Raw genomic sequence first — 5,107 nt, 5'->3', positions numbered from 1 at the left:
GCCCTCGGGGGCGTCCGGGGTGGTGGGCGGCAGCTCGTCGGGGATGCCGTCGCGCGCGGCGCGGGAGTCGAACAGGTCGGCGGCCCGGTCGTCGTCGCTGACGGTGCCGTCGTAGGAGACGACGCGTTCGAGGTCGACGGTCAGGTGGCGGCTGCCGAGGGCGGTGCTGGACTTCCACTGGCAGCCGGCGCGGCGGTCGATGTCGTACGTGACGGAAGCCCGGCCCTCGGGCAGCTCCGCCCGGGCGGTCTCCTGCGCGGCCCCCTCGGTGTCGTCGGCCGTCTGGAGCAGCAGCTCACGGAGCAGGCTCTCGCCCACCGCACCGCAGGGCTCGGGCAGCGTGGTGTGGGTGCCGGGCCGTGCGGGACCGGCGGCGGTTCCGGTTGAACCGGTCTTGCCGTCGGTGGCGTCGCCGTCGGGCCCGGAGCCCGAGGTGCACGCGGTCGCACCGACGGCGAGTGCGAGTGCCGCCACGCCGCCCGCGAGTGCTGTTCCCCGCACGCTGCCTCCTGAACCTCGTCCGAAATATTGTTGCCGCACCCCGGGGGCGGCGGAACACAATGTCTATCGCACACACCGCGCGACCGTCCGGCCCGACAGGGTCTATGTGGGCATATGTCCGGTTATTGCGCTTCGCTGGTTGGTGTGCCGAATCACAAGGTTTCTCAGGGGGATCTGACTGTCATGTCGTACACCGAACTGCCCGGGGCGCGGGTACCGATCCGGATGTGGGCCGACCCGGCCACCGTGGAGGACGGCGCCATGCGCCAGCTGCGGAACGTGTCCACCCTGCCCTGGATCAAGGGCCTGGCGGTGATGCCGGACGTGCACTACGGCAAGGGCGCGACCGTCGGCTCCGTCATCGCCATGAAGGACGCCGTCTGCCCGGCCGCCGTCGGCGTGGACATCGGCTGCGGCATGACCGCCGTGCGCACGTCGCTCACGGCCAACGACCTCCCGGGCGACCTGTCGGCGCTGCGCTCCGGCATCGAGGCCGCGATACCCGTCGGCCGCGCCGCGCACGACGAGGCCGTCGACCCCGGTGACCTGCACGGCTTCCCCACCGCCGGCTGGGACGACTTCTGGTCCCGGTTCGGCGGCATCGCGGAGGCCGTCCGCTTCCGGCACGAGCGCGCCACCAAGCAGATGGGCACCCTCGGCGGCGGCAACCACTTCGTGGAGGTCTGCCTGGACACCGACGGCGCGGTGTGGCTCATGCTGCACTCCGGCTCCCGCAACATCGGCAAGGAGCTGGCCGAGCACCACATAGGCATCGCCCAGAAGCTCCCCCACAACCAGGGCCTCGTCGACCGCGACCTCGCGGTGTTCGTCGCCGAGACCCCCGAGATGGCGGCCTACCGGAACGACCTCTTCTGGGCGCAGGAGTACGCCAAGCGCAACCGGGCCGTGATGATGGGCCTGCTGAAGGACGTCGTCCGCAAGCAGTTCCGCAAGGCCAAGCCGACGTTCCACCCGATGATCTCCTGCCATCACAACTACGTCGCCGAGGAGCGGTACGACGGGATGGACCTGCTGGTCACCCGCAAGGGCGCGATCCGCGCAGGCAGCGGCGACTACGGCATCATCCCCGGCTCGATGGGCACGGGCTCCTACATCGTCAAGGGCCTCGGCAACGAGGCGTCGTTCAACTCGGCCTCGCACGGCGCCGGCCGCCGCATGAGCCGCAACGCCGCCAAGCGCCGGTTCTCCGTGCAGGACCTCGCCGAGCAGACGAAGGGTGTGGAGTGCCGCAAGGACTCCGGGGTCGTCGACGAGATACCCGGCGCCTACAAGCCGATCGAGCAGGTCATCGACCAGCAGAAGGACCTGGTACAGGTCGTCGCGAAGCTGAAGCAGGTGGTGTGCGTGAAGGGCTGACACCGGGTGGGGCGCCAAACGCGCCCCACTCCGGTCGGGGACGAGCTCAGCGCAGGGCGCGGACCACACCTGTCACGAGCGCGGCCTTCACCAGCCGCGCCGTCGTGCCGGTGAACACCGTCTGCCGCATGCTGCCGTCCGTCCGCAGGAGCTGCACCAGACCGTCCTGCCGCCCAAGGCTCAGGCACTGCAGGATGTACCGGAACGCGAACGGCTTACCGGGCCGCCGCCCGGCGAGCGCCCGCCCGACGTGTCGGCCCATGGGGCCCGCAGCCGCGCAGCTCATCTGCGGCCGCCCCACACCCGGCACGTGGACGGACGCCGCGTCACCCACCACGTACACCTCCGGGTGCGAGACCGAACGCAACTGCCGGTCCACCTCCGCACGACCGTCGGGAGCCACCGCCAACCCCGCCTCGGCGGCCAGCCGGTGCGGTTCCATGGCCGCCGCCCAGGCCACCAGGTCCGCCTCCAGAGGGCCGCACGTCGTCCGCACACCGCCCCCGGCGGGCACCTCCGTGACCCGGTGCTCCTCGTGCACCACCACGCCCAGCCGGGCGAGGGCGGACAACACGTGCGCCCGGCCACGGGACGACAGCCAGCCGCCGACCAGCCCGTCGGTCACCAGCCGCACCCGCCACTCCGGCGCCGCCTCCGCCAGCTCGGCGGCCAGCTCGACGCCCGTCGCTCCGCCACCGACGACAGCGACCGTCCCCGGCCGGTCGGCGGCGGCCATCCGGTCGCGCAGCTCTGCGGCGCGCTCGACGGGGAAGCCGTGCTCGGCCGCGCCCGGCACGCCCAGGAACGCGGTCCGGCTGCCCAGGGCGTAGACCAGCCTGTCGTAGCCGATCGCCTCGCCCCCGGCGGTGAAGACCTTGCGCCCGGCCAGGTCGAGCTCGACGACGCGGTCCCGCACGTGCACGGCGTTCCGGCCGCGCAGCACGGCGGAGATCGCCGGGCGGTGCTCCCGGTGGCCGGCGGCCGTCTCGTGCTGACGGACCCGGTTCAGGAAGCGCGCCTCCGGCGCCACGACCGTCACCCGGTTGTGCCGCGCCGCTCTCGTCGCCACCGACAGCCCCGCGTAGCCCGCCCCCACCACCACGATGTGCTGCTGCCCGGTCATCTGGTCCTCCCGCTGCTCGTCGGAACGTGTGACCAGGGGACGGGGCGGCGGGCGGAGGTGTGACAGTGACCCGCGTCACGCCTCCAGGTGGCGCAGCTTCTCCGGGTTCAGCACGACGTACAGCTCGGTGATCCGGCCGTCGGCGACGGCAAAGCCCACCACACCGCTGAGCCGCCCCTCGACGTCCCTGGTGATCAACCCCGGCTCGCCGTTGACCAGGGCCGGAGCGAGGGTGGTCTCGCCGGTCGCCACGAACTTGGCGCCCAGGCCCAGCACCGTGCGGGCCACCTTGTCCGCGCCGAAGATCGGGCGGACGGCCGCCGACACCACGCCGCCGCCGTCGGAGTGCCACACCACGTCCGGCGCCAGCACCGAGACCAGCGCGCCGACGTCCCCGCCCACGGCGGCCGCCGTGAACGCCGCCACCGCCCGCCGGTGCTCCGCCGGGTCCACCGGCCGGGACCGGCCGCTCTGCTCGCCCACCCGCCGCCGCGCGCGCGAGGCGAGCTGCCGCACGGCCTCCGGGGAGCGGTCCAACGCCGTGGCGATCTCCGCGAAGTCGACGGCGAACACGTCGTGCAGTACAAACGCCGTCCGCTCGGCCGGCGTCAGCTTCTCCAGTACCGCCAGCATCGCCAGCGACACCTCCTCGCCGACCACCGCCCGCTCGGCCGGCGACACCTCCTCGACCACCGCCGGCTCCGGCAGCCACTCACCCACATAGGCCTCGCGCCGCACCCGCGCAGACCGCAGCAGGTCGTAGCAGAGCCGCGTCACCGTCCGGGTCAGATACGCGCGCGGGTCCTCGACCGCGCCGTGGTCGACGGTCCGCCAGCGCAACCAGGCGTCCTGCAGCACGTCGTCGGTATCGGCCACCGAGCCCAGCAAACGGTAGGCGACGGACGCCAGATACGGCCGGTGGGTGTCGAACACGCCGACACCGTCGACGGAACCGTGGGCATCAGCGGAGGCATCGGACACGGCAACAAGGTACCGCCGGACCGCCCGGCGGCCCCTGCCGCCCGCCTTCGGCGGGCCGCTACGACTCCCGGTGCACCTTGCGGTTGGCCGCCTGGGCGCGCGGCCTCACCACCAGCAGGTCGATGTTCACGTGCGACGGACGCTCGACGGCCCAGCCGATCGTCTCCGCCACGTCCTCGGCGGTCAGCGGCTCGGCCACGCCCTGGTACACCGCCGCCGCCTTGTCCGCGTCGCCCCGGAACCGGGTCAGCGCGAACTCGTCCGTCTGGACCATGCCGGGGGCGATCTCCACCACCCGCACCGGCTGCCCGCACAGCTCCAACCGCAGCGTCTCGGTCAGCGCGTGCGTGCCGTACTTGGCGGCGCAGTACCCGCCGCCGCCCTCGTACACGTCGAGCCCGGCGGTGGAGGAGACGACCACCACCGTGCCGTCGCCGCTCGCGGTCAGCGCGGGAAGCAGCGCCTGCGTCACGTTCAGCACGCCGAGCACGTTCACCTCGTACATGGCCCGCCAGTCCGCCGGATCGCCCTCGGCCACGCTCTCCGTGCCGAGCGCGCCACCGGCGTTGTTGACCAGCACGTGCACCTCGCCCTCGCCGCGCAGCTCGGCGGCGAACGCGTCCACGGCGGCGCGGTCGGTGACGTCCAACGGCCGGGCCACGGCCCGGTGCCCGGCGGCCGTCAGCTCCTTCGCCAGCGCCTCGATCCGCTCGGCGCGGCGGGCAGTCAGCACCACCCGCGTCCCGCCCTCCGCCAACCGGCGGGCGGTGGCCGCGCCGATCCCGCTACTGGCGCCGGTGACAACGGCGGTCCGCACGCTCATCTCAGTGCTCCTCCTCGCGCTCCCGTCCCCCCGGACGGCGCCTCCCCGCCGACCCTACCGCCGCCGCTCACCGAGCACGCGGCGCGTACATGATCACGGCGACCCCGATCAGACACACCGACGCCCCGATCACGTCCCACCGGTCCGGCCGGAACCCGTCCACGACCATCCCCCACGCCAGCGAACCCGCCACGAACACCCCGCCGTACGCGGCGAGGATGCGCCCGAAGTGCGGATCCGGCTGGAACGTCGCCACGAACCCGTAGGCCCCGAGCGCCAACACCCCGGCCCCCATCCACACC

The 5,107-nt window shown here is 73.3% G+C and carries 5 protein-coding genes and 1 pseudogene; 1 reads left to right on the top strand and 5 read right to left on the bottom strand.

The window, feature by feature from the left end:
* Positions 1-501 (bottom strand): annotated as a pseudogene (locus FNX44_RS23720) (DUF3558 domain-containing protein); the annotation flags it as partial.
* Between the two features lie 183 nt (positions 502-684).
* On the opposite strand from FNX44_RS23720, the gene FNX44_RS23715 reads away from it, so the two are divergent.
* The gene (locus FNX44_RS23715; protein WP_143650914.1) at positions 685-1,878 is read left to right on the top strand and encodes an RtcB family protein; all 1,194 of its coding nucleotides are present in this window, start codon (positions 685-687) and stop codon (positions 1,876-1,878) included.
* Positions 1,879-1,924: 46 nt separating this feature from the next.
* Here the strand turns inward: FNX44_RS23715 and FNX44_RS23710 are convergent, their stop codons facing one another.
* The 4 genes from FNX44_RS23710 to FNX44_RS23695 all read right to left on the bottom strand — a co-directional run.
* Complete coding sequence (locus FNX44_RS23710; RefSeq protein WP_143650912.1) at positions 1,925-3,001, bottom strand: NAD(P)/FAD-dependent oxidoreductase; 1,077 nt, start codon at positions 2,999-3,001, stop codon at positions 1,925-1,927.
* Between the two features lie 75 nt (positions 3,002-3,076).
* Positions 3,077-3,982: an RNA polymerase sigma factor SigJ gene (gene sigJ / locus FNX44_RS23705; protein WP_323369628.1), complete on the bottom strand. Its 906-nt coding sequence runs from the start codon at positions 3,980-3,982 to the stop codon at positions 3,077-3,079.
* Between the two features lie 58 nt (positions 3,983-4,040).
* The gene (locus tag FNX44_RS23700) at positions 4,041-4,805 is read right to left on the bottom strand and encodes an SDR family NAD(P)-dependent oxidoreductase (protein ID WP_143650910.1); all 765 of its coding nucleotides are present in this window, start codon (positions 4,803-4,805) and stop codon (positions 4,041-4,043) included.
* 67 nt (positions 4,806-4,872) lie between these two features.
* The coding region (locus tag FNX44_RS23695; RefSeq protein WP_143650908.1) for a YnfA family protein at positions 4,873-5,107 on the bottom strand (235 nt) is incomplete at its 5' end.

The sequence above is a fragment of the Streptomyces alkaliterrae genome, assembly GCF_007097205.2.
In the GTDB taxonomy this organism is placed as follows: Bacteria; Actinomycetota; Actinomycetes; order Streptomycetales; family Streptomycetaceae; genus Streptomyces; species Streptomyces alkaliterrae.
The sequence above is the reverse complement of the archived record's forward strand: the minus strand, read 5'-3'. Positions and strand labels throughout refer to the sequence as shown.

Bases quoted from the DNA above. Each gene is read 5' to 3' on its own strand.
- FNX44_RS23715 (WP_143650914.1), top strand. From the start codon at position 685: ATGTCGTACACCGAACTGCCCGGGGCGCGGGTACCGATCCGGATGTGG.
- FNX44_RS23710 (WP_143650912.1), bottom strand. From the start codon at position 3,001: ATGACCGGGCAGCAGCACATCGTGGTGGTGGGGGCGGGCTACGCGGGG.
- FNX44_RS23700 (WP_143650910.1), bottom strand. From the start codon at position 4,805: ATGAGCGTGCGGACCGCCGTTGTCACCGGCGCCAGTAGCGGGATCGGC.